Raw genomic sequence first — 21,267 nt, 5'->3', positions numbered from 1 at the left:
GCCTTTTCGCCGAGGGCTTTGTCGCCAAAACTTGCAGTACGCCCGGTACAGCGGCGTTTTGGCTTCGCGCCCTCGGCGAAAATTCCGGCGCGAGGCGACACGATGGATTGCACCCCGGGCTGCTAGCGATCCTCAGCGGTGGTGGTAGGGGTGGCCCGCGAGGATCGTGCCCGCGCGGTAGAGTTGCTCGACGAGCAGGACCTGGGCCAGGCGATGGGGCAGGGTCAGGCGCGAGAGCGCCATCACGCGCTGGGCGGCCTCGCGGTCGCGCTCGTCGAAGCCGTGGGCGTCGCCGATTAAAAAGTCGACCTGCCGGGTTCCGCGCTCGCGCCAGTCGCCGAGCCACGCGGCCAGGGTCTCGGTCGTGATCTGCTCGCCGCGCTCGTCGAGGACCACGCGCGGCCCCTCGGTGCTCGGCTGGGCGCGCTGGCGCACGATCGCGAGCTCGCGCAGGTGAACGAGCTCGATCGGCAGCAGCGAGCGTGAGCGCTTGGAGTAGTCGCTGACCAGCGCCTCGAGCCCGGCTTGCTTGAGCTTGCCGACGGCGAGGATCCGGAGGCGCATGTCCGAGCTCCCTGCTAGTTCTCGAACAGGTCGTCGTCGGCGCTGGGCTGGGCGGCCGGGTCGGCCCCGCCCGCGTCCGCGTCCGCGTCGTCGAACAGCTCGTCGTCCGCGAACTCGGGGTCTTCGTCGTCTTCGTCGTCCCCGAACTCGTCCTCGAAGCCGCCGAACGCGAGGTCGCCGCGGTAGCTGGGCATCGGATCGGGGGCCACGAGGCCGTCGAGGTCGCTGTCGTCCATGACCGCGGCCGGGAGCCCGAGCTCGACCCGCGGGGCGTCGCTCCACATGCTCTCGAGATCGTAGTGGCGCCGGACCGGGTGATAGAAGACGTGGATGAGGAAGTCGTCGTAGTCGAGCAGCGCCCAGAGGTAGAGGTCGAGGCCGTCGCTGCCGATCAGCTTGGCTGTGGCCGGGGCCTTGCCGTCGCCGCCCGCGAGGGCTTCAAAGACTCCGTCGACGATGCCCCGAACCTGGCGCTCGGATCGGGCGGACAGGAGCAGGCCCCAGTCGGTGTAGCCCGCGACCTCGGTCAGACGCAGGACGACCGGCGCGCGGGCTCCACGATCCACCGCCGCCGTCAGAGCCCGGTCGAGGGCTGACGGCAGCGCGTCGCGAGTCCATGTCCGCTGCTCAGACATCGCAGCGCTATAGCGCGGCGGATCACGGGCCGGCAAGCCCGTCGAGCATGCGCTGACGCAGGAGCTCGGGCCGCTCGCGCTCCGGCACGGGGCTGGCGTCCGCTGGCGGGCGGATCAGGGGGGGCGCGTCGGGGACCTCGACGCGGCCGTCAAAGCGCGCCTCGCCGCGGAGCTCGCGGCCAGCGCGGTCCTCGAACGACCAGCTCAGCTCGATCTGGGCGCTCAGCCACAGGCCGGTCGCGCGGTCGACCACGATCGTGGCGGCCCCGATCTCGACCCTCGCCCAGCGCCGCCACGGGCTCGGGGGCTCGACGAAGCGATCGGGGTGTTGCTGCTCACTGGCGCGCAGGCTCACACGCAGGGCGGGGCGGCCGTCGAGCTCGGTGGTCTCGACCTCGCCGAGATCGGCGTAGGGCCCGGCGAGCTCGACGAGGTCGAGGACCGCGTGCTGGGCATCGTCGGCCCAGACCTGCCACAGATCGCTCTCGAGCGGGCGCGCGAGCCACTCGCGCCCGTCGAGCTGCGACCAGACCTGCTCGCCGAGCACGATCAGCGCGCGGCCGTGCTCGTGCTCGTTGTGTTGCTCGAGGAGGAGCCGGATCGGCTCACCGGGCGCGGATCCCCAGCGCAGCTCGAGCTCGTCGGTCACGGCGAAGCGCTCGTAGATCGGCTGGTCGAGCTCGACGCTCGGCAGCGGCGCGTCGGCCTCGACGCCCACGGGGCCCGTGCGCAGCGACGCGACGTAGTGCATGCGGTGCGGCCCGAGCAGCTCGCGCGCGAGATTGTGGCGCTGACCGAGCAGCTCGATCAGGGTGTCCCAGTCGGGCGCCGCGGCGAAGCGCTCGGCCCGGCCGCTGGCCTCCGCCGCTCGATCGCGCTCGACGACCGGGGGCTTGGCGTCGGGCGCCTCCCGCTCGTCGCCGCAGCCGAGGCCGAGGGCGAGGGCGAGCGCGAGCTGGCAGCGGCATGTGGAGGTCTGCCAGGCCGGGCGCACCCGCGGGAGGATAGCAGTCTTTATCGTCTCCAAGACTCGGGCCCGCGCCCCAGGTCTCCAAGCCTGAGCCGAGCTCAGCCCCCCGCGCGTGGTTCTCGCGCCGGGCTAGCAGCCCGGGGTGCTTTGGGCCGTGGTGGGTTCTTCAGCAGCCTGCTAGTCTGGCCAACCCGTGTTCGGAGCCGCACCCGCCACCTTGCCGGTCTCCGTCGATCCGACGCTGATCGAGATCCTCATGAGCCCGTGGCTGCGCCTGGCGGCCTTCGTCTGGGGGACGCTGTGGGGGTCGTTCGCCAACGTCGTCATCCATCGCTTGCCAGCGGGCCTGTCGGTCGCCCGCCCGCGCTCGCGCTGCCCCGGCTGCGAGACGCCGATCGCCTGGTACGACAACATCCCGATCCTCTCGTATCTGCTCCTGCGCGGTCGCTGCCGCAAGTGTGAGGAGCCCGTGGCCCTGCGCTACCTGCTCGTCGAGCTCCTCGGCGGGCTGCTGAGCTTCGCGCTGTTCATGCTCCACGTGATCACGCCGCTGCTCGAGGGCGGGGGCATCGAGGGCCTGATCGTCTGGCAGATCTGGTTCTTCTTTTGCCTGGCCCTGGTCGTCATCACCTTCACGGACCTCGACCTGTGGATCATCCCAAACGAGGTCGTGCTCGGGATGTCGGCGATCGGCGCCGTGCTCGTCATCTGGAAGCCCGAATTGCTCGGCGTCGAGACCCTCCCGGCGCTCGCGGCGGGCGTCGGCGGCTTGGCGTTGATTGCGGCGATTCGCTGGCTGTACATGACCTTTCGCGACATCGAGGCGATCGGGCTCGGCGACGGCAAGCTGCTCTTGATGATCGGGATCTTCGGCGGCCCGATGGCCGTCGCCTGGACCCTCGGCGCGGGCGCCATCCAGGGCTTGCTGGTCAGCATCCCCATGCTCCTGGCCGGTAGCAACCCAGCCAACACCGAGCTCACCGAGGTCCACGGCGACGACCCGGAGCTCGGCGAGGAAGACCCCGACGCGGGGGTCATGGGCCGCCGCGTCCCCTTTGGCCCCTTCCTGGCCCTCGCCGGCCTCGAGTGGGTCTTGCTGCGCGGCCAGATCGAAGCGCTGTTTGCCTGGCTCACGGGCGCGGTCTCGTGATCACAGTCTCGTGATCACAGTCTCCTTGGACCCTGGGGCCGAGCGCAGCGAGGTTGTCGGGCCGGAGGCCCGAGTCTTGGAGACGTTAAAGACAGTCTCCTTGGACCTTGGGGCCGAGCGGAGCGAGGTTGTCGGGCCGGAGGCCCGAGTCTTGGAGACGTTAAAGAAGTTAGAGTATGCGCGATGGCCGAGATCGACCTCGAGAAATTCAAACAGCTACGCGAGCAGGCTGGCGGCGCGACCCAGTGGATCTGGGTCGGCGCGTCCGCGCTGATCGTGGTGGTCATGATGTTCATGTCCTTCACCACCCTCGAGCCGGGCGAGGTCGCGGTCCGGGTCAACAACATCAGCGGCTCGGCCAAGGCGATCACCCAGCCCGGGTGGGTGTTCCGCATGCCCTTCGGCGTCCACTCGCTCCACGTGCTCGACGTCAGCCCCCAGACCTTTTTGATGAAGGGCGAGCAGAGCGTCGACGACCTCCAGGTCGAGAAGCTGACGGTCCGGGCCAGCGACGGGGCCAACTTCCACTTCTCGGATACCACGCTGATCTTTCAGGTCGTCGGTGACGAGGCCGTGACCGTGGCCCGCGACGCGGGCGTCGAGTACATGTTCCGGGCCTGGATCAAGCCCTACGCCCGCGCGATCCTGCGCGACGAGTTCGGGCGCGAGTCGACGATCACCGTGTCGGATCCGTCGAACTACGGCGCCGCGGCGACCCGGGCCCAAGATCGCCTCAACGAGGCGCTCCGGCCCCACGGCGTCGTCGTGACCCAGATGGTCACGCCGCGACCCAAATTCAACGCCGACTACGAGCACCTGATCGAGGAGCGCAACCGCCTCCGCAACGAGCTCGAGGTCATCAAGTCCAACCTCGAGCGGGCCGAGACCGACCGCCAGCGCACGCTGTCCGAGGTCGACCGCGACGAGAACAAGAAGATCCAGGAGCGCCGCGCCGAGCTCGAGTCTGAGCTCGCGACCGCGGTCGCAGATCGCGAGAACGCCATCCGCGCGGCCGACACCTACCGAATCGAGACGATCGGCGTCGGCCAGGCCAAGCTCGCCGCGGCCCGGCGCAAGGCCGAGGAGCTCCAGGGCCAGCTCGAGGCCGACTACCGGGCCAAGAAGGCCGAGGTCGAGGCGTTTCGGACCCAGCCCGTCGAGCGCGTGATGGAGCGCCTCGGCGAGAGCCTCGAGGACGTGACGATCAACATCGAGCCGTGGGCCAACGACGCCAACCCTTCACGCGTGGTCCTCGACCAATAGGAGACGGACCATGGAAAAGCTCACCACTGCATGCAAATGGTTCGTGATCGCCTTCTTCGCGATCTTGGCGCTGCGCGGGATGATGGTCGACAACGTCGAGCTCGGGCAGGTCGGGGTTCGCCGCAGCAACGTCGGCGGCGTGATCGAGAAGGACCTCGATCCCGGCTGGCGGCTCGAGGTCGTCGGTCTTCACAAGATCATCGAGCTGCCGAGCACCTACCAGTTCCTGGATTTCCTCGGTAACGACGCGCTCGAGATCCGGACCAAGGACAACAACATCGTGACCCTCGACATCTCGGTGCCCTACCGGATCACGCCGGGCGCGGGCTGGGAGATCGTCACGGCCGGCAACCATGTCGAGGACGGCCAGGGCAATTTTCGCTTTCAACGCCTGACGCGCGAGACGACCGTCGGCGTCCTGCGCCAGCACCTCGCCGATCTCCAGAGCAGCGACTTCTACGACACCGATCGGCGCAACGAGGTCACGGCCAGGGCCCTCGCGGTGCTCAACGAGGAGCTCGCGGCGCTCCACGTCGAAGCGGACGCGATCTTGATGCGCGCGGTGTTCTTCCGGCCCGAGTACGAGCAGCAGCTGCTCCAGATCCAGCTCAACGCCCAGAACAAGCTGCTCGACGGCGCCCGCAAGGAGGTCGCCGACATCCAGCAGGATCTCGACAACTACCAGCAAAAGACCTTCGCGCTGGCGTCCGCGCGCGAGCAGGACTGGGCCGCCCGACTCGCGCGCCTCGACCGGGCCTACCAGGTCGGGTTCTTGGCCGTCGAGCCGAGCGCGATGCGCCTCGGTGAGGGAGAGGCGCCCGAGGGCGAGACCGCCGAAGGCGAGACCGCCGAAGGTGAGACGCCCGAGGGCGAGACCGCCGAAGGCGAGACCGCCGAAGGCGAGACGCCCGAAGGCGAGACGTCCGAAGGCGAGACGCCCGAGGGCGAGACCCCCGACCCCGGTGAGGCCCTCGCCGGGCTGACCTCCGAGGAGCTCGCCGAGCTCGCGGAGCTCGCCGAGCAGAGCGTCGACCTCGAGCCCGGCGCCGCCCGGCGCAGGCTCGAGGAGCTGACCCCGGGTCAAAAGGCCGCGCTGCTGGCCGTCGCGGCCAAGGCGATCGGCGGCGCGCCCGAGGAGTACGGCGACAAGTACCTGCTCGGGATCAAGAACATCCAGGCCGAGACCCTCGCCTACGACCAGCGCGTCCGGGCCGAGGCCGACGGCGTCGCCGCCCGCCTCAACGCCGACGGCCAGGCCCTGGTCGCGGCCGTGGTCGGCAACTACGAGTCCCGCGTCAACCAGCTGCTCGACTCACCCGGCGGCCGGGCCTTCGTCGCCTGGCAGGCGGCGGCCAACGTCAACTTCGCCGAGGAGCTCACCTTCCAAAGCCGCGACGGGATCCCCTCGGTCCTGCGCCTACGCGACTTCGCCCGCGCCTTCATGGGCGACTGAGCGAGTCAGCACCGCTCCATTTCGGCGCCGGAATTGGCGGCGCCGATGCAGCTGAGCAGCTGATCGTAGCTGGCGGCGTCGCGGTTCGGGCGCTCCTCCTGGACCAAGGTTGCGACGCACTCGTCGCTGAGCTGTCGGCGCTCCGAGGCCGTGATCTGGGGCGCCTCGCCGAGCTCGGCGGTGGCCTCGATCATGACGATCTCGAACATGTGCTCGCAGACGCGGCGCTCGCGGCTGTCGTCGCCGCTCGGCGCTGGCGAGGCCGCGCTGCCCGAGCCCGGGAGCGGGTAGGTCCGGTCGCAGTAGTTGATGTCGGCCTCGGTCTGGGCCTCGAGCACGCAGCCGGCGACCTCGTTCCAGTTGGAGGTTCCGCGGGTCGCCGCCTCGATGCTCAGCTCTCGCTCGCACTCGGCCATCATGCTCGGATCGATCTGGGGGTCGGGGATCCCGGCTTCGGCGGCGACCATCGCCGCGAGGTGCTCGCAGACCTGGATCGGCGCGATGCCGGTGGAGTAGGCGGCGTCGCCGTAGCCGCTCGCGCCCGTGGCTTTGGGCTCGTCGTCGGGGACCTTCGGCGGCTTGGGCTTGCAGGCCATGAGCCCGAGCATGGCGGCGGGCAGGACCCAGACGAAGCGAGCGCGCATCCGAGCAGTCTACACGGCCTCACGAGCAGGCGTCGGCGCCCTCGGTGGTCTGCGCGCCCTCGATGCACTCGAGCAACTTCATGTAGTCGCTGGGGTTGCGCTGGTCTCGCTCCTCGGTCACCAGCGAGTTCACGCACTGGCGCAGGAGGGGCTCGAACTCCAAAATCCGCTCGGTGGCGAGCATCGGGTCGGGGCCGAGCTGCTCGACGATCGTCAGGGCGAACACGTGCATGCAGACCGACGACTCGTGGGGGTAGGCGTCGACCATGGCGAAGGTGGGCGGGGTCGCCTGCTCACAAGCCGCGATCGCGCGAAGCTCGGTCGCCGCCTCGATGCACGCGGCGAGGGTCTTCCACTGTCCGATCGGCCGAAAGACCTGGGCGATGCGGTAGCGCCCGAGGCACTTGGCGGTGTCCTGGGTCTCGTCGAGGGCCGTGATGTGCTCGCACACGCGGACGACGTCTCGGGCGTACCCGAGGGGCTCGGTCGGCGCGGGGCTCACGGCGGCCAGGCTCGGCCGCGCCTCGCGCTCGGGCGGCGTCCAGGGCGTGGGCGAAGCGCGGGGGACCGGATCGGGCTCGTAGCCCGAGGCGGGCGTCAGGTGGGGCCCGGCGCCGTACCCGAGGGGCTCGGGCTCGACCCCGCTCTCGACGCGGTGACAGCCGAGGACGAGCATCAGGCTCGAAGCGGCGAGGGCGTGGCCGGGTTTCACCGGCGGAGTCTAGCAGCCCGGGGTGCAATGCCTCGCGCCACCTCGCTTGGCCTTTTCGCCGAGGGCTTTGTCGCCCAAACTTGCAGTACGCCCGGTACAGCGGCGTTTTGGCTTCGCGCCCTCAGCGAAAATTCCGGCGCGAGGCGACACGATGCATTGCAGCCCGGGCTGCTAGCAGCCCGGGCTGCTAGCCCCGCTGCCCCCTGGACCAAAACGGGCCCAGGCTCCGGGCTGGACCCAGTCCGTGCAAGCATGCTCTAGAACGTCGGAGTCGAGATCTGGGGATCTGAGGCCGTTTTGAAGCCGCGCCAGGCGCAAATCCGGGTCCTACGCTTGCCACGATCGCGGACACGGTCGACCATGTCGGCAGAGCCCCGCCGATGAACTCTCGCGCCCTGACTCTCGCGGTCCGCCTGCTGACCACGGCTTGTGCCGCGGCCGCGCTCGGGACGATGACGGGCTGCCCGTTCTTTTTCTCGTGCCCTGAACCCTGGTCCGAGGTCCAGGCCGTCGAGTTGGGAACGAGCGCCGACATCTTCGCGCTGACCCGCGGAGGAGACTACGACACCCTCGTCGCTGTCGGGGCCGGGGGCGCGGTGGTCCATCAGGGTACCAGCGTCAACGGTGACTCAGCCTCGCTCAGCACCCCCGTGAACGTGGCGCTGCGCGGTGTTGTCTCGTTTGGCACGACCCTGGTCGTCGGCGACGGCGGTACGATCCTGAGCTCGCCGGACTCCGGTCTAACCTGGCAGGCACACGAGTCCACCGTGACCGACGACCTCCTCGGTGTCGCCCGGGGAAGCTTCGAGGCCGGGACTTTTCTCGTTGCGATCGCGGCCGAGCGGGTGCTGGTCTCGACCGACGACGGGGTGAGCTGGACCGAGGTCGTCGCGCCAGCCGAGGGTTGGGGCGGGCTGCGAGCGGTGTTTGCGACCCACGACGAGATCTGGGTGATCGGAGACGGCGGCAGCGCGTGGGCGGCCACCGATCCAAGCGGCGTGTGGCTGCGCCAGGAGCTGGGCACCAGCGCAGATCTGATCGCCGGCGGTCGGGTGTCGGGGGACAGCGGCAGCTCCTACGCGTCCTCACTCGCGCTGGCGAGCGTCGACCAGCTGCTGTTCCGCGACGCCGACGCCAGCACCTGGACCGTGCTCGACGCCGATCTCGACGGCGACATCGCCGCCTACAACGGTGGCTTCGCGGTCACGACCAACGGCACGATCTACGACATCGACGAGTCTGGCAGCGTCTCCCGCGTGACCACGGTCGGCCTGGTCCCGCTGGCGATCACGGGCAACTGGGACGGCTTCGTCGTCGCAGGGGAGGGCGGCAACGCGGCCCGGGCCTACGTCCAGGAGTGCGTCGGCGGGCGCCCGTGGGTCGTCGACGGTGAGCTCACGACGGCCGCGCTGGTCGGAGAGATCCCGCAAGGCGGCGGCGCACCTGGGAGTCCGGAGCTCGCGGCCGCCTGGGCCCAGGACGCCCTCTACGAGCACGCTTCGGTCGCCTCGTTCGCGCGCGCGGCCCGGGACCTGATGTCGATAGGTGCGCCCGCAGGGCTGATCCGCGCGGCTTTGGAGGCCAGCAGCGACGAGCTCGAGCACGCTCGGGCCTGCTTCGAGCTGGCCTCGCGCCACGCGGGAGTGCCGCTGCGGGCCGGTCCGCTTCCACTTCCGCTTCCACTTCCACTCGGCGATATCTCCGGTACTGTGTCGGACTCGCGGGTCGGAGATCCCGCAGCGATAGCGATCGCCGTGTTCGAGGAGGGCTGCATCAACGAGAGCATGGCCGCGGCCGAGGCTGCGGTCGCGGCCCAGGCGTGCCGCGACTCGGAGGCCATGCACGCGTCTGTCCTCAACCAGATCGCCGCCGACGAGGCGCGCCACGCTGCGCTGGCCTGGCGGACGCTGCGCTGGCTGCTCGAACGCCACGCTCCGGAGGTCGCGCCCGCGTTGCGCCGAAGGCTGGCGACCCACGCTTCTCGCGTCACCTTCAATTCCTCGGGCCAAGATCTGGGACCTGTGCCAGGACCTTCGCCGGGCAGTGACTACGGTCGTCTGTCCAGCTACGAACGCGCCGCCATCCAGCGCCGGGTGTTCGCAGAGATGGTCGCGCCCCTCGCTCACCGTATGTTGGTGAGCACCAGCGAGCGCGCGCTCGCGTGAAATTGCCAATCGCCGTGACCTCCGCTGCACTACTTCCCCACTTCGAGTCGCACGAGGAGAGTGCGGAGCGCCCTGCGACGGTCAGCGACCGCCGCGTCCCGAGCGCGCGCATCGTCTACGCGCTGACCTCACAAGGTCGCGGCCACAGCTCGCGGGTCACGGCCATGGCCGAGGCGCTCGAGGCTCGAGGCCACGAGCTGCTGTTTTGCGCCGGCGGTGGCGCGGGACGCCTGCTGGCCGATCAGGGCCGCGAGGTGATCGAGGTCCCGGTCCTGCGTCACCTGATGCACAACAACCACATCCGCCTGTGGACCAGCCTCCTGCAGGTCGGCAAGAAGGCGATCGAGACCCGCGGGGTCGTCGACGGGCTGATCGAGCGCTTCGAGACCTTCCAGCCCGATCTCCTGATCACCGACTTCGAGAGCTACTCGGTCCGCGCGGCCCAGCGCATGGGCCTGCCGCTGATGTGCTTCAACCATCAGCAGATCCTGACCCACACCCGCTACGAGGTCCCGCGCCGCTACGCCTGGGACGCCTGGGTCGCGCGCCTGGTCATCAACACGGTCATGCCCCGGCAGCCCGAGCACGTCGTGGTCAGCTCGTTCTTCTATCCGCCGCTGCGCTACCCCGGCCAGGCGACCCTGGTCCCGCCGATCCTCCGCGCGGCCGTCCGCGAGATCGAGCCGAGCGCCGGCGAGCACGTGCTCGTCTATCACAACGATCCAACCGGGATCGTCGGGCTGATCGAGGCCATGCAGGCGATGCCCGAGCAGCGCTTCATCGCCTACAATTTCGAGCGGCCGCCCGACGCCGCGAACACGATGCCCAACATCGAGTTCAAAGATCCGAACATCGACGGCTTCCTGGTCGATCTGGCCAGCGCCAAGGCCGTGGTCTCGACCGCTGGCTTCACGCTGATCTCCGAGGCCCTGTACCTCGGCAAGCCGCTGCTGGTCATGCCCAACGGCGGCATCTTCGAGCAGACCCTCAACGCGCTCTATCTGCGGCGCGAGAACCTCGGCGAGGCGATCATGCATCGGATCCCCGGGCCCGAGGATCTGCGCGGCTTCCTGCGCCGGGTCGAGCGTCACGGCGGCCGCAGGCCCGAGATGCTCAGCTGCGGCAACGACGACGCGGTCGCGTGCATCGAGCGGGTGCTCGGGCGCATCAACGAGCGCACCGCCGCGAGCACCGCCTGAGCGGCTCTCGTCTGGGGTCGGCGGGCGCGGGTGACCCGCGTCGGGGCGTCTGACCCCGGACCGCGCGTGACCGACCCGCTCGCGCGGAGCTCGGCTCAGCGAAATTTGCGGGGGCTGCGACGCTGCGGGGTCTTGGCCGGATCCTGACCAAAGTACTCGCTCAGCATCGTGTAGAGCTCCGGATCCTTGTCGCGCAGCTTCCGGGGCCGCTCGAAGAAGCTCTCGACCGCGACCGCGAAGAACTCGGCCTCGTTGGTCCCGGCGTAGTCGCGCAGCACGTGGGGGTAGCGGTGCTGGCGAAGCTTGCGGAGGCGATCGCTGACGATCTCGAGCCACGGCGCGCTGCTGACCCAGGCGGCCCCGGCGGGCACGCCGTCGGCCGCGCCGTCGGCGAGGTCGAGGACGTGGGCGAGCTCGTGGAGCCCGACGTTGTGGCCGTCGTGGCGGCGAAAGCCGAGCTTGAGGTCGCGCTCCGAGTAGAGGATCGGCCCCTGGTAGTGGACCATGCCAGAGATGTGGGCGTCGCCCTCGCCCGAGTAGTTCTCGTCGAAGGCGCGGGGGTGGACGACGATGTCGCGCATCCGCGGCCACTCGAGGTCGGGCATGCCGTGGCCGAGGATCGCCGCCGACGCGGCGATCAGCAGGCGGGTCTCGTCGTCGATCTCGAGCCGAGCGTCGCCCTCGCCCGCGCCGTAGACCTGCTGCTCGGCCAGGAAGATGCGGACGTCGTCTTCGAAGCGGCGCCGGGCGTCGTCGCTGTCGAGCGAGCGGTAAAAGTCGACCCGGCGGTTGAGGATCTTGCGCCACGGCTCGGGAAAGGGCTCGGCGACGAGCGAGCGGCGGCGATGGTAGCGGCCGGCCATCCACAGGTACCACCCCGCCCCGAGGCCGAGGCCGAGCGCGGCCGCCGTCCACGGCCACGCGCCGAAGGCCGCGCCCGCGAGCCCCGCGAGGGCGAGGCCGAGGGCGACGCCAAGGTGGGCGCGGATCTTCGCGCTCGGCCAGACCTGCACCCGAACAGGATAGCGGGGCTACTCCGGTTCGTCTTCGCCGTGGGCCTTGCGGCCGCGGGCGAGCTTGCGCTGGAGGCTGCGGCGATGCATCCCGAGCCGCCGGGCGGCCTCGGACACGTTGCCCTCGCAGTCGGTCAGGACCCGCTGGAGGTGCTCCCACTCGAGCTCGTCGAGGGGCGTGGCCTTGGTCGGGGGCGGGGCGTCGATCAGGACCGGCTCGGTCCGCTCGAAGGCCGCGAGGACCTCTTCGATCTCGGCCGGCTTGGTCAGGTAGTGGACGGCGCCGAGCTTGATCGCCTCGACCGCGCTAGCGATCGAGCCGTAGCCGGTCAACACGACCATGCGCAGCTGCGGGAGCTGGTCGCGCAAGCTCGCGACGAGCTCGAGCCCGCCGCGACCGGGCATGCGCAGATCGATGACGGCGCGATCCGGACGCCACGCGAGGGCCTCGGCGAGGGCCTCGTCGTAGTCGTGAGCGACGATGCAGGCGTGGCCGCGACGACGCAGGGCGCCGGCGAGCGCCGCGCAAAAGGCCCGATCGTCGTCGACGATCATGATCGTCTGGCCGCTGGTTTCACCGCTCATGGGCGCGGGGGAGAATAGCCTGTCTGATCCAGGCGCCTAAGCGCCTGACCTGCGCTCGTATGTCGCAGTCAGCGGCAGCTGGACGCGCACGGTCGTCCCGACGCCCTCGGTCGAGTCGAGGGCGATCGAGCCCCCGAGCTGCCGCAGGTGGGCGCGGGCGAGGTACAGGCCCAGGCCCATCCCCGAGCCCTCGGGCCGGGTCGAGAAGAAGGGATCGAAGGCCGACGCGAGCAGCTCCGGGCTCATCCCGACGCCGCGATCGCGGACCTCGACGCGCAGGAGATCGCGGGCGTCGAGGTTGGCCATGAGCCGGACCTCGATACCGGCTTCGGGGTCGTCTGCGCGGCGGCAGGCCTCGGCGGCGTTGGCCACGAGCTCGCGCAAGAGCTGCGCGAGGACCTCGAAGGGCTGGCGGGTGGCGAGCTCGGCGACCCCGGGGTCGAGCTGGATCTCGAGGGGCACGCCAGGCTCGAGGGCGCGGAGGGCCTGCGCGAGCTCGCGCAGCCGCCACGCCCGCGGATCGACGCCGAGGCTCTCGACACGCAGCTCCGGGCTGGCCATCCGCGAGACGATGAGCTTGCAGCGCGCGAGCTGCTCGCGGATCGTCGCCAGCGCGTCTTTGCGCTCGTCGGCGTCCATCAGCGGGAACTCGTCAGCGAGGAGCTTCATCGTCCCGAGCGGCGTCCCGAGCTCGTGGGCCGCGCCGGCTGCGAGGGTCCCGATCGCGGCGAGGTGGCGGTCTTCGAGGGCGTCCTGGCGCAGCTGGACGAGCTCGGCCCGCTGGCGCGCGATCGCGAGGGCGATGCGGTGGACGAAGAAGGTCATGAGCACCCCGGTCAGCCCAAACGCGATCCACATCCCGCGCAGGTGACCCTCGAAGTGTCCGTGGCCCATGCCCGCGGCGCCCATGTCGGGCATCGCGCTCATCTCGGGCATCGCGCCCATCTCGGGCATCGGGCCCTCGCCGACCGCAGGCACCAGCACGAACAGGCTCGCAAAGCAGGCCAGGCTCCACGCGGCCAGGGCCCAGGTCCAGCGCGGTGAGACCTGGGTGGCGAGGGTGATCGGCAAGAAATAGAGGATCGTGAAGGGGTTGGCCGACCCGCCCGCGAGCCCGAGCAGCACGGTCAAGGCGCTGGCGTCGATCAGCAGCTGGACACCCGCGATGCTCTCGCGGGCTCGGTCGCGCGCGAGCAGCCACGCGCTCAGGCCGTTGTGTCCGGCCCACACGGCGATGATCGTGAAGGTGGCCCAGGGGTGCTCGGTCGCCGGGAGCCAGGTTGCGAGGGAGTCGGCCGCGCCGCCGGTCAGCTCGAGGATCGAGGCCGCGGCGACCAGCGAGAGCAACACCCAGCGCGCCGCGACGAGGTTGCGCAGCGTGATGTGGGCGCTCGTCGGGTGGCTGCTGCTGGTCGCGGGGTGGGTCAATTTTCGACGGCCCCGTCGGCGATCCAAGTTGCGATGCTGCAGCGCGCCCCCGCGGGGATCGGCGTCTGGCCCGGCGGCATGCGCACGCCCGGGTCATCGCTCTCGAGTCGGATGATCAGCGGGCTGCACCCAGGATCGCCGGCGATGACGTGGGCGCCGCTGATCAGCTCCATGTAGGTGGTGGTCGGGGCCATGAAGGTGAGGCTGCCGGCCGGGCCGCCGCTCGGGTGACAGGACGAGCCGCCGCCGCCGCAGCTCGGCTCGAGGGTCTGCTGCCAGACCTGGTCCCAGGTCGGAGGGTAGAGCTGCGAGCAGCCGGCGTAGTCGATCTCGACGCAGCTGAGCTCCTGCTCGTCGTCGCCTTCGCCGCCGCCGTCGTTGTCGTCGGCGCACGCGAGCGCGCCGAGACAGGAGACGCAGGCGATCAGCGCCCGCGCGAGCGTAAACGCGAGCGTAAAGCGGATCGGAGGAGCTTCGGCCTCACTCGACACAAAAGGCGAATACCACCGAATCGGTCTCGCCGCCGAGGTCGAGGTCGAGAGTGACCTCCCACAGGCCGGCCATGAACAGGTTGACCGGGCTGATCTCGTACTCGCCGGGGGTCGTCGCGCTCGGGGTCACGACGGCCTCGACCGGCGTTCCGTGGCCGTGGTCGGGCATCATCGGGGTCGCGGTGATGCCGACATTCAGCGGGGCGCCGCCGAGATCGGTGACCGAGACGACCCAGGTGTTGTCGTCGAGGGCAGGCGGGGCCGGGTCGGCGGAGACGAAGGTCACGCTCGCCTTCTCGCCGGACTTGCTCAGGCCGACCATGAACTCGTCGTCGCGATCCTCGCTGGCGCAGTCGGACTCGCCGTGGGTCTCGCCGTGGGTCTCGCCGTGGGTGTCCCCGTGGCTCTCGCCGGTGTCGTGAGCGTGGTCGTCGTGGTCGTCACCGTCGCCGTCGCCGTCGCAGCCGAGGACGCCGAGGCAGACAACGAGGGGAGATGCGGCGAGGAGGGTGCGCATGCGAGCAGACAGGGTCATGATTCTGGCACCCTAGCAGCCCGTGGTGCTGGCAAAACAATCTGCGCCCGGGGTGAGACATCCTGCCGCAGGGACAAGTCGACGCGGTATCGTGTGGCCATGGGCGACCGTCTCGAACGAGGTCCGGCAGTCCGCGGGGTCGGCCTGGGGGTGTGCGCGCTCGCGCCGGTCCTGGCGAGCTGCGGGGCCGGCGACGAGACGCCGCCCGAGCTCGAGAGCGCGCGCTTCGAGGACGCGAGCACCGTCGTGCTGCGCTTCTCCGAGCCCCTCGCCCCGGTCGACGAGGTCGATCCTTCCTCACACTTCCGCCTCGGCGTCGCGTTCGCGCTCGACGAGTTCGGGTACACCGTCTACTACGATCTGTCCCGGCACCTCTACAGCGTGCCGGGCCAGGGCGACGCCGCGGACGTGTGGGAGCGCCACGGGCTCACGATCGTGGCCACGATCGAGCCCGGCGAGGATCCGGCCGAGCTGCGGCTGAGCTTGTCCTATCCGCTCAACCCCTACACCTGCGAGACCCTCGCCGAGGCCGCGGCCCTCGACATCCCCGGGGGCATCCATCTGCACTACGCCCAGGCTGCGCACCCGCGAGTCGTGGACGTGGCCGGCAACCCGCTGGCGGACATCGCCGGGTGGTGGCTGCCCGAGGCCCTCTCGACCATTGAAGACGGCGCGTTCCCGGCGATGGCCGACGCCCGGATGCCGATCCCCTGCCCGGAGTTTTGATCCTGGCCGCGAGGGGGCTCGGCCCTCAGCGCGCGCGCTGGGGCGCCCGGAGCTCGTCGACGACGCTCAGGTCGACGTCGCCGAGGTAGGGCCGCATGAGGTGCTCATCGTTGCTCTCGACGGCGTTGATGAACTTGCGCATCGCGTCGAGGACCGTGACCTCGCCGCGGTCGAACACCTCACCTTGGAGCAGTCGCAGGATCTGCATCCGATAGTCGTCGTTTTGGATGAACAGGGTGAACAGGGGCAGCAAGCGGTAGTACAGGCAGATGAACTCGTACCAGATGTTGCAGCCCGCGCGCAGGGTGGTCTCGTAGTGATCGAAGGCCTCGCGCTCGTCGGCCCCGCCTTGGAGCACGCGGCGGATCGCCTCGGCGGCGTACTTGGCCGAGTAGGTTGCGACGCTGACCCCCGACGAGAAGATCGGATCGACGAAGCGGGCCGCGTCGCCGATCATCATGTAGCCGGGGCCGGTGAAGCGCGACATGCTGTAGCTGTAGTCGCCCTCGCGCTTGAACTCGTTGACGCGGCGGGCGTGCTGCATCGCGATGGCGCCGTCGGGGGTCGAGGCGACCATCTCGTTGAACCAGGCCTCGATCTCGTCCGAGCCCCTCTGCTTGAGGAAGTCGCGCTTCTCGACGACCACGCCGACCGAGGTGATGGTCTCGGTGATCGGGATCTGCCAGACCCAGCCGCGCTCGACCGGGAGGAAGTAGATGTGGATGTCGTGGGTCCGCCCGGTGGCGCTGCGGGTCACGTCTTCGAACCACGCGTGGGTCGCGAATTGATCGAACTGTGAGTCCTTCTCGAGCAGCTTGAGCTGGCGGCCGAGCAGCGCCCGGCGGCCGCTCGCGTCGACGACGTACCTGGCCTCGACGTCGAGGGTCTGGCCGGCCACGGTCACGCGCACGCCCCGGGCCCGATCGCCGTCGAACAGGACCTCGTTGACCTCGGTGCCCTGGTAGACCTTCGAGCCGAGCTCGCTGGCGTGCTTGAGCATCAAGGCGTCAAAGCGAGCGCGGTCGACGTGGTAGGTGTAGTCCTGCTCGATCCCAGCTTGGGGGAATTCGGCGAACTCGATCGTCAGCTCGGCGTTGCGCTTGATCGGGTGCCACGACGCGCCGTACTTGCGCACGAAGCCCTCGCGCTCCATCGTGTCGAGGAAGCCGATGTCCTGGAAGATCCGGGTTGTCGAGGTCACGAGGGACTCGCCGACGTGGGCTCGGGGGTGGATCGCGGACTCGAAGATCGTGTTCGAGATCCCGGCCTTGGCCAGGTAGCTGCCGAGCGCCGAGCCGCCGGGGCCGCCACCGATGATGAGGACGTCTTGCATGGGCTAGTTCGAGTGGCGCACGCCTGTGAAGTGAAGCTGGGTCGAGACGATCCCCGGCCCGAGCGCGACCAGGCGCAGGTCGGGCCCGAACGCGCGGCCGGCCTTCCACGCGTCGTGGAGCACCCACAGGACCGAGGCCGAGCCGATGTTCCCGTGGGCGCGCAAGACCTCGCTCGAGATGTCGAGCGAGGGCACGAGGGCCGGGAAGGCCGCCCCGAGCTGGCGCATCAGCGAGGCGCCGCCCGGGTGAAAGTAGGTCGTGTCCGGGTTGGCCTGCTCGACCGCCGGTCGGAGCTCGTCGAGCAGGCGGGTGCGGATCTCCTTGCCGACGGAGATCAGCGGCTGGTTGTCCTCGGACGCGGTGAAGTCGTTCTCGGCCAGGCTGTTGGGCCACAGGCGCGAGTCGAGGCGGCAGCCCTCCCAGGAGATGCAGTCGTCGCGGGTCGGCTCGGCGCTGACCACGAGCGCGGCCGCGCCGTCCGACGCGAGGCAGTGGGCGACGAGCTGCGACATGTCCGGGGGCTCGTTGTGGACCCGGCTCTCGCCGTGGGTGCCCATCACGTCGGCACAGACCACGCACACGCGCTGGCACGCGCCGCTGGTGATCAGCATGTCGGCGAGGTGCAGACCGTGGGTTGGCCCGGCGCAGCCGAGACCCGTGAGGTCGTAGCACTGCGCGTCGAGCCGCATCCCGAGCGCGCTCTGGAGTCGGCGGCTGAGCGAGGGGAAGCCCGCGTAGCTGGCGCTGACCACGACCAGCGCGTCGAAGCTGTCGGCCGGCAGATCCGGACGAAGCAGGCGCTCGAGGGTCCGTTGGGCCAGCGAGAGGGTCGCGGCGTTGACCAGTCGGTACCAGCCGGTCTGGGCCTCGACGGTCTCGATGTCTTCTTCGAGGTGGCGCGCGTCGATGCTCGAGCGCTCGTAGACGAAGGTCACCATCTGGCGCATCGCGTCGGCGCCCTCGATCCGGGCGAGGCGTCGGCGAAACCGGTCGGCGAGCTCGGACTGGGTGTAGGTGTGACGACCGGGCTCGACGACCGGCAGCTCGAGGTGGCGACGGCCGCTCACAGCATACCCCCGCCGTCGCCCTCGGCCTGGGGCATGGCCCGCTGCGCCGCGGGCCGGCGATCGACGATCGGGAAGGCGTTGGCGACCGAGGGCATCGCGTCGATGATGTCGGGCGTGAAGCTGAAGATCGCGAGGTCGTCGCGGCCAAAGTCGGCGACGAGCTGCTCTTCGAAGTCGCGCAGCGAGTCGTAGAGGTCGATGTCATCCTCGCTGAGGATGAACGAGATCATGACGGCGTCCTCGCACAGCTCGAGGAAGGCCGCGTCGACGCCCTGGAAGAAGTCGAAGCGGCGATAGATCCGCGCGGCGATGTCCCGGGCCCGGCCCGCGGGGATCCGCTGGAGGACCGGCGAGTCGTCGAGGTTGGCGCGCATCTCGAGGGTCGCGGGGAGCGGCTCGGGCGTGAAGCAGTCGCCGGCCAGGAGGCGGATGAGGTCGTCGCGGTACTGGCCCTGGGTCAGGAACTTGAAGAAGGCCGGGAATTTCCAGAAGTAGCGGATCAGCTCGCTCGCCCGCCCCTGGCCCGTGTTGCAGTAGTGGGCGTAGGACGCGAGCAGCTCGGGCTCGGCGCTGGGGTCGGCGATCGCGGCGGCGACCGTGTCGGCCGCGGCCTCGGCCTCGGTCATGGCCAGGGACGCGCCGAACGAGAAGATCGGATCGGTGAAGCAGTGCGAGTCGCCGACGCACAGCCACCCGGGGCCGACGAAGGGATCGACGCGGTAGGAGTAGTTGCGCGAGACGTGCATGTCCTCGACCTGCTCGGCCTCGCGTGTGCGCTCGGTCAGCTCGGCGTTGAGGTGGCCGAGGCCCCAGGCCATCGCCGCCTTGGCCGTGCCGCCGCGGAGCTTGTAGCTGGTCGTGGGCAGGACGATCCCGATCGAGACGGTGTCGGAGCTGATCGGGATCAACCACGCCCAGTGGTAGGTGTCGCGGTAGAAGATGACCGTCGAGTTGAACTGCTCGCCGACGTCGGGCTCGACCCCCTTGAACTGGGAGTAGAGCGCGATCTGGCGGCTGAAGGCCGCGACCCGACGGGGACCCGCGATCTCCTTGCGCGACATGAACACGCCCTGACCCGAGGCGTCGATCACCATCGAGCAGCGCAGGGACTGCTCGTCGCCCGCGGCCGTGCTCAGGGTCAGGCCGACGACCCGCTCGCCGTCGAGGATCACGTCGGTGACGGTGCCGAGGACGTGCTCGGCGCCCTTGGCCATCGCGTGCTCGAGCAGCAAATTGTCGAACTCGGCCCGGCGGACCTGCCACGTCGGCCGCAGGACCGGGACGAAGTACTTGGCCCCCTCGCGGCCGACGACCTTGACCCCGGGCTTGGCCGGGAAGTCGAACGCGGCCATCTGGTCGGCGAGGCCGACCCGGGCGATGAAGTCACCGCCGGTTCCGGTCAGGCTCTCGCCGACGTGGTAGCGGGGGAAGGGGTCCTTCTCGACCACGAGGACCGAGAGCCCGCGCTGGGCCAACAACATCGCTGACGACGAGCCCGCTGGGCCCCCGCCGATCACGATCACGTCGTAGCGATCACGCACCGTTCGAGGCTTCTCCGTGGACGCGCATGATCAGAGCCGAGAGCGCCTCGATGGTCTTGAAGTTGCGCGGCGAGACCTCGCCGTCGGGGATCGTCACGCCGAAGCTGTTTTGGACGAAGGTCAAAAGCGAGACCATCGCCAGCGAGTCGACGATGCCGTACTCGAGCAGCGGGGTCTGGAGGGTCAAGTCGGCGCCGTCGCCATGGAGCAGCTTCTCGGTGATGAAACCTTCGAGTGCCTGGTTGACTTCAGTCGCGTTCATCCGTGTCGTGCTCGTCTTCATGTTTGGTTGCCAGCTGCGTCAGGAGCCGCCGATCGATCTTGCCGTTGCCGGTTCGCGGCAGCGCATCGACCGTCCTGACCTCGTCGATGACCATGTACCGAGGGAGGCGCTGTGCGCAATGGCCTTTGACGCCGATCAGAGACACGCGCGTGTCCGCGCAGACGAAGGCGACCAGCCGGGCCGCGAGCCCGGTCCCGACGACGACGACCGCGACGTGGCGCAGCGCAGGGTGCTCGAGCAGCGCGGACTCGATCTCACCGATCTCGATCCGCATGCCCCGCACCTTGACCATATGGTCACGGCGGCCGAGGTACTCGTAGACGCCGTCCTCGACCACGCGCACGATGTCTCCCGTCGCGTGGGCTCGGTCGCCCAGGGGAGGGTGGCCCCAGTAGCCCGTCATCGTCGTCGGGCCGCGGACCATCAGCTCGCCCGACTCGCCGACCCGCGCCCGCGCGCCTTCGGCGGTCACGGCCCACGCCTCGTCGCCGCAGCACGCCCGCCCGATCGGGACCGGGCTCACGCGGCTCGGGTCGATATCGAGCACCTCGTGAAAGGTGCACACGTTGGTCTCGGTCGGGCCGTAGAAGTTGAGCAGGCGCACGGACGAGAACCGAGCTCGGAGCCTGCGCAGATGCTTGATCGGGAAGGGCTCGCCGGCGAAGACCACGCGCGAGGGCGGCTCGTCGAGCTCGAGCAGGCCACCGTGCTCCATCATCATGATCAGCGCCGAGGGCACGGAGTACCAGACAGTGATGCCGTGCTTGCGGATGAACTCGACCAGCTGCCTGGGCGCGTAGGCGAGGCCCTCGGGGATCAGGCAGACCCGCGCGCGAGCCGAGAACGCGACGTAGAGATCGAGGATCGACAGATCGAAGTGAAAGGGCGCGTGCGAGGAGAAGTGATCGTCGGGGCTCGCGGCGAGGGTCTCGTGGGCCCAATGAACGAAGGCCAGCGCCGCGCGATGGCTGAGCGAGACGCCCTTGGGCGTGCCGGTCGAGCCCGAGGTGTAGAGGATGTAGGCGAGGCGCTCGGGATCGAGCGCGCGCGGCTCGTTCAGCGGGTCTGTGGCCAGCGCGTCTTCGTAGGCGATCGCCCCGGGATCGTCGGAGCCGATCGAGGTGATCGCAGGGTCCTCAGCCCTCAGGGGGCTCGATCGGCCCGGGTCCGTGACCAGGCAGCGGGCGTCACAGTCGACGATGATCTTGCGCGCGCGCGCCCCCGGGCTGTCGGGATCGATCGGCACGTAGACCGCGCCGAGGCGCAGCGCGGCCTGCATCGCGACGACGGCCCGAGTCGACTTGGCCAGCCACAGCGCCACGCGATCGCCAACCTCGACGCCGGCTGCCGACAGCGCGCCGGCGAGTCGCGCGGCCTGGTCATCGAGCTCGGCGTAGCTGAGTTGGCCATCGGGAGCGTCGACCGCGATCGCGTGGGGCGTCTCGCGTGCCGCGCGAATGACCAAATTGGCGAGGTTTGAGTCTCGTGCGTTGCTGCTCATGTGCCTCG

At 69.9% G+C, this 21,267-nt stretch carries 21 protein-coding genes; 6 read left to right on the top strand and 15 right to left on the bottom strand.

The window, feature by feature from the left end; all coding sequences use genetic code 11:
- Positions 1 to 132: 132 nt before the first annotated feature.
- Genes ENSA5_RS21685 through ENSA5_RS21675 form a run of 3 tightly spaced genes read right to left on the bottom strand, consistent with a single transcriptional unit; the run spans position 133 to position 2,193 of the window.
- Positions 133 to 564 carry a 23S rRNA (pseudouridine(1915)-N(3))-methyltransferase RlmH gene (locus ENSA5_RS21685; RefSeq protein ID WP_106393591.1) on the bottom strand — a complete coding sequence of 144 codons (432 nt, stop codon included), beginning with the start codon at positions 562 to 564 and terminating at the stop codon, positions 133 to 135.
- A 14-nt stretch (positions 565 to 578) separates the two neighbouring features.
- Positions 579 to 1,199 carry an RsfS/YbeB/iojap family protein gene (locus ENSA5_RS21680; RefSeq protein WP_106393590.1) on the bottom strand — a complete coding sequence of 207 codons (621 nt, stop codon included), beginning with the start codon at positions 1,197 to 1,199 and terminating at the stop codon, positions 579 to 581.
- A gap of 22 nt (positions 1,200 to 1,221) precedes the next feature.
- Complete coding sequence (locus ENSA5_RS21675) at positions 1,222 to 2,193, bottom strand: hypothetical protein (protein WP_106393589.1); 972 nt, start codon at positions 2,191 to 2,193, stop codon at positions 1,222 to 1,224.
- 169 nt (positions 2,194 to 2,362) lie between these two features.
- Here ENSA5_RS21675 and ENSA5_RS21670 point away from each other — a divergent pair, with 169 nt between their 5' ends.
- The 3 genes from ENSA5_RS21670 to ENSA5_RS21660 all read left to right on the top strand — a co-directional run bounded on the left by ENSA5_RS21670 (position 2,363) and on the right by ENSA5_RS21660 (position 6,035).
- Positions 2,363 to 3,319 carry a prepilin peptidase gene (locus ENSA5_RS21670; RefSeq protein WP_146155965.1) on the top strand — a complete coding sequence of 319 codons (957 nt, stop codon included), beginning with the start codon at positions 2,363 to 2,365 and terminating at the stop codon, positions 3,317 to 3,319.
- Positions 3,320 to 3,502: 183 nt separating this feature from the next.
- Positions 3,503 to 4,582, top strand: a complete 1,080-nt coding sequence (locus tag ENSA5_RS21665; protein WP_106393587.1) for an SPFH domain-containing protein — start codon at positions 3,503 to 3,505, stop codon at positions 4,580 to 4,582.
- A gap of 10 nt (positions 4,583 to 4,592) precedes the next feature.
- Entirely contained in the window at positions 4,593 to 6,035 is a 1,443-nt protein-coding gene (locus tag ENSA5_RS21660) for an SPFH domain-containing protein (RefSeq protein ID WP_106393586.1), read from the top strand.
- 5 nt (positions 6,036 to 6,040) lie between these two features.
- On the opposite strand, the gene ENSA5_RS21655 is transcribed toward ENSA5_RS21660, so the two are convergent.
- The gene (locus ENSA5_RS21655; protein ID WP_106393585.1) at positions 6,041 to 6,679 is read right to left on the bottom strand and encodes a hypothetical protein; all 639 of its coding nucleotides are present in this window, start codon (positions 6,677 to 6,679) and stop codon (positions 6,041 to 6,043) included.
- Positions 6,680 to 6,698: 19 nt separating this feature from the next.
- Positions 6,699 to 7,391: a hypothetical protein gene (locus ENSA5_RS21650; protein WP_146155964.1), complete on the bottom strand. Its 693-nt coding sequence runs from the start codon at positions 7,389 to 7,391 to the stop codon at positions 6,699 to 6,701.
- A gap of 380 nt (positions 7,392 to 7,771) precedes the next feature.
- Between ENSA5_RS21650 and ENSA5_RS21645 the strand changes: the two genes are divergently transcribed.
- Together ENSA5_RS21645 and ENSA5_RS21640 are read left to right on the top strand one after the other, a co-directional pair.
- Positions 7,772 to 9,556: a WD40/YVTN/BNR-like repeat-containing protein gene (locus ENSA5_RS21645; protein WP_106393583.1), complete on the top strand. Its 1,785-nt coding sequence runs from the start codon at positions 7,772 to 7,774 to the stop codon at positions 9,554 to 9,556.
- Positions 9,553 to 10,755, top strand: coding sequence for a glycosyltransferase family protein (locus tag ENSA5_RS21640; RefSeq protein WP_106393582.1), 1,203 nt, complete (start codon positions 9,553 to 9,555; stop codon positions 10,753 to 10,755). The genes ENSA5_RS21645 and ENSA5_RS21640 overlap by 4 nt, the downstream gene beginning before the upstream one ends.
- A 95-nt stretch (positions 10,756 to 10,850) precedes the next feature.
- On the opposite strand, the gene ENSA5_RS21635 is transcribed toward ENSA5_RS21640, so the two are convergent.
- The 5 genes from ENSA5_RS21635 to ENSA5_RS21615 are packed head-to-tail and all read right to left on the bottom strand — an operon-like array spanning position 10,851 to position 14,807.
- Positions 10,851 to 11,768, bottom strand: a complete 918-nt coding sequence (locus ENSA5_RS21635; protein WP_106393581.1) for a M90 family metallopeptidase — start codon at positions 11,766 to 11,768, stop codon at positions 10,851 to 10,853.
- 18 nt (positions 11,769 to 11,786) lie between these two features.
- Positions 11,787 to 12,353, bottom strand: coding sequence for a response regulator transcription factor (locus ENSA5_RS21630; protein WP_106393580.1), 567 nt, complete (start codon positions 12,351 to 12,353; stop codon positions 11,787 to 11,789).
- Positions 12,354 to 12,389: 36 nt separating this feature from the next.
- A complete protein-coding gene (locus ENSA5_RS21625) occupies positions 12,390 to 13,808 on the bottom strand; it encodes an ATP-binding protein (protein WP_146155963.1) in 1,419 nt (472 codons plus the stop codon).
- Entirely contained in the window at positions 13,778 to 14,272 is a 495-nt protein-coding gene (locus ENSA5_RS21620; protein WP_106393578.1) for a c-type cytochrome domain-containing protein, read from the bottom strand. The genes ENSA5_RS21625 and ENSA5_RS21620 overlap by 31 nt, the downstream gene beginning before the upstream one ends.
- Complete coding sequence (locus tag ENSA5_RS21615) at positions 14,262 to 14,807, bottom strand: FixH family protein (RefSeq protein WP_146155962.1); 546 nt, start codon at positions 14,805 to 14,807, stop codon at positions 14,262 to 14,264. Before ENSA5_RS21615 ends, ENSA5_RS21620 begins: the two co-directional genes overlap by 11 nt.
- Positions 14,808 to 14,906: 99 nt before the next feature.
- On the opposite strand from ENSA5_RS21615, the gene ENSA5_RS21610 reads away from it, so the two are divergent.
- Entirely contained in the window at positions 14,907 to 15,533 is a 627-nt protein-coding gene (locus tag ENSA5_RS21610; protein ID WP_146155961.1) for a hypothetical protein, read from the top strand.
- Between the two features lie 25 nt (positions 15,534 to 15,558).
- Here the strand turns inward: ENSA5_RS21610 and ENSA5_RS21605 are convergent, their stop codons facing one another.
- The 5 genes from ENSA5_RS21605 to ENSA5_RS21585 are packed head-to-tail and all read right to left on the bottom strand — an operon-like array spanning position 15,559 to position 21,259.
- Positions 15,559 to 16,866, bottom strand: a complete 1,308-nt coding sequence (locus tag ENSA5_RS21605; protein ID WP_106393575.1) for an NAD(P)/FAD-dependent oxidoreductase — start codon at positions 16,864 to 16,866, stop codon at positions 15,559 to 15,561.
- 3 nt (positions 16,867 to 16,869) lie between these two features.
- Entirely contained in the window at positions 16,870 to 17,934 is a 1,065-nt protein-coding gene (locus ENSA5_RS21600; RefSeq protein ID WP_106393574.1) for a hypothetical protein, read from the bottom strand.
- Positions 17,931 to 19,475, bottom strand: coding sequence for an NAD(P)/FAD-dependent oxidoreductase (locus ENSA5_RS21595; RefSeq protein ID WP_106393573.1), 1,545 nt, complete (start codon positions 19,473 to 19,475; stop codon positions 17,931 to 17,933). Before ENSA5_RS21595 ends, ENSA5_RS21600 begins: the two co-directional genes overlap by 4 nt.
- Positions 19,468 to 19,737 (bottom strand): acyl carrier protein, encoded by a 270-nt coding sequence (locus ENSA5_RS21590; RefSeq protein ID WP_181198015.1) that lies wholly within the window; start codon positions 19,735 to 19,737, stop codon positions 19,468 to 19,470. Before ENSA5_RS21590 ends, ENSA5_RS21595 begins: the two co-directional genes overlap by 8 nt.
- On the bottom strand, positions 19,724 to 21,259 hold the full coding sequence (locus ENSA5_RS21585; protein WP_106393571.1) for an amino acid adenylation domain-containing protein: 1,536 nt from the start codon (positions 21,257 to 21,259) through the stop codon (positions 19,724 to 19,726). The genes ENSA5_RS21590 and ENSA5_RS21585 overlap by 14 nt, the downstream gene beginning before the upstream one ends.
- Between the last annotated feature and the right edge of the window lie 8 nt (positions 21,260 to 21,267).

Origin of the sequence: Enhygromyxa salina, assembly GCF_002994615.1 — a bacterium.
Taxonomy (GTDB): Bacteria; Myxococcota_A; Polyangia; order Nannocystales; family Nannocystaceae; genus Plesiocystis; species Plesiocystis salina_A.
This window is presented reverse-complemented; position numbering and strand designations above follow the sequence as displayed.

Coding starts and splice junctions, on each gene's coding strand:
- ENSA5_RS21685 (WP_106393591.1), bottom strand. CDS start 564: ATGCGCCTCCGGATCCTCGCCGTCGGCAAGCTCAAGCAAGCCGGGCTC.
- ENSA5_RS21680 (WP_106393590.1), bottom strand. CDS start 1,199: ATGTCTGAGCAGCGGACATGGACTCGCGACGCGCTGCCGTCAGCCCTC.
- ENSA5_RS21665 (WP_106393587.1), top strand. CDS start 3,503: ATGGCCGAGATCGACCTCGAGAAATTCAAACAGCTACGCGAGCAGGCT.
- ENSA5_RS21660 (WP_106393586.1), top strand. CDS start 4,593: ATGGAAAAGCTCACCACTGCATGCAAATGGTTCGTGATCGCCTTCTTC.
- ENSA5_RS21655 (WP_106393585.1), bottom strand. CDS start 6,679: ATGCGCGCTCGCTTCGTCTGGGTCCTGCCCGCCGCCATGCTCGGGCTC.
- ENSA5_RS21645 (WP_106393583.1), top strand. CDS start 7,772: ATGAACTCTCGCGCCCTGACTCTCGCGGTCCGCCTGCTGACCACGGCT.
- ENSA5_RS21630 (WP_106393580.1), bottom strand. CDS start 12,353: ATGAGCGGTGAAACCAGCGGCCAGACGATCATGATCGTCGACGACGAT.
- ENSA5_RS21615 (WP_146155962.1), bottom strand. CDS start 14,807: ATGACCCTGTCTGCTCGCATGCGCACCCTCCTCGCCGCATCTCCCCTC.
- ENSA5_RS21610 (WP_146155961.1), top strand. CDS start 14,907: ATGGGCGACCGTCTCGAACGAGGTCCGGCAGTCCGCGGGGTCGGCCTG.
- ENSA5_RS21605 (WP_106393575.1), bottom strand. CDS start 16,866: ATGCAAGACGTCCTCATCATCGGTGGCGGCCCCGGCGGCTCGGCGCTC.
- ENSA5_RS21590 (WP_181198015.1), bottom strand. CDS start 19,737: ATGAACGCGACTGAAGTCAACCAGGCACTCGAAGGTTTCATCACCGAG.
- ENSA5_RS21585 (WP_106393571.1), bottom strand. CDS start 21,259: ATGAGCAGCAACGCACGAGACTCAAACCTCGCCAATTTGGTCATTCGC.